At 36.2% G+C, this 806-nt stretch carries 1 pseudogene; it reads left to right on the top strand.

Going from position 1 to position 806, the window contains the following annotated elements:
• Positions 1-806 (top strand): annotated as a pseudogene (locus tag F4V57_RS14825) (TonB-dependent receptor); the annotation flags it as partial.

The raw sequence follows: 806 nt of genomic DNA, 5'->3' as shown, positions 1-806 counted from the left end.
GTGGTAGCGGCTTCTTTGCAAAAGAAGATGGTTTAACGGTTGGTGATTTTAACTATGTTCCGTTTATGGCGAATGTTTATCAACCCAATAAAGAAGTAAGTAATACATCTATGAGAATGGAGTCATATTTACTAAAAGGGACTTGGCGACCAACAGATGATCAATCTTTACAATTAACTTATCGAGATACTAATACAATTTATGGAGAGATACTTCCTTCACGTATCGGATGGTGGTTATTTGGAGGAGGTGAAGGTACAGTACCACAATGGCCTTTAAGCGAAGTTGATTCAAAAGCCTACAGTCTAAATTATAAATATAATCCTGAAAATAGTCGTTGGCTTGATCTTAATATTAATTTATGGCAAACAGATACTGATTCTGATGTACATACGGCTGGCGGCTTCCCTAATTTTTTAAAAACGGTTGATTATATATTTAATTTAAATCGGGATCTTAATGGTGATGGGGTAAGGGATCGTAGTTCAGGCGATTATATTATCTTAGATACGACAGGCATGACAAGCCAGAGCACTCGCAAGGGTGTTGATCTTAGTAATAAATTTAATTTAAGAGATAATTTAAATTTAACGGTTGGGGCTTCTCTACAAAGAGAAAAATTAACTACCGATGACGAATATTATGATGATAGTCGAAGTGGTTTATATTTTAGAATGTTACCTCGAGCAGGCCGACGTTCAGAAAATCAATACTGGTTTAACTTTGATTGGCAACCAACACCATGGCTTACTCTGACTGCCGGGGCAAAATCCACTTCCTATTGGTCCTTTGATGATTATTTAAAT

Source organism: Acinetobacter qingfengensis (genome assembly GCF_008693185.1).
Lineage (GTDB): Bacteria > Pseudomonadota > Gammaproteobacteria > Pseudomonadales > Moraxellaceae > Acinetobacter > Acinetobacter qingfengensis.
The sequence above is the reverse complement of the archived record's forward strand: the minus strand, read 5'-3'. Positions and strand labels throughout refer to the sequence as shown.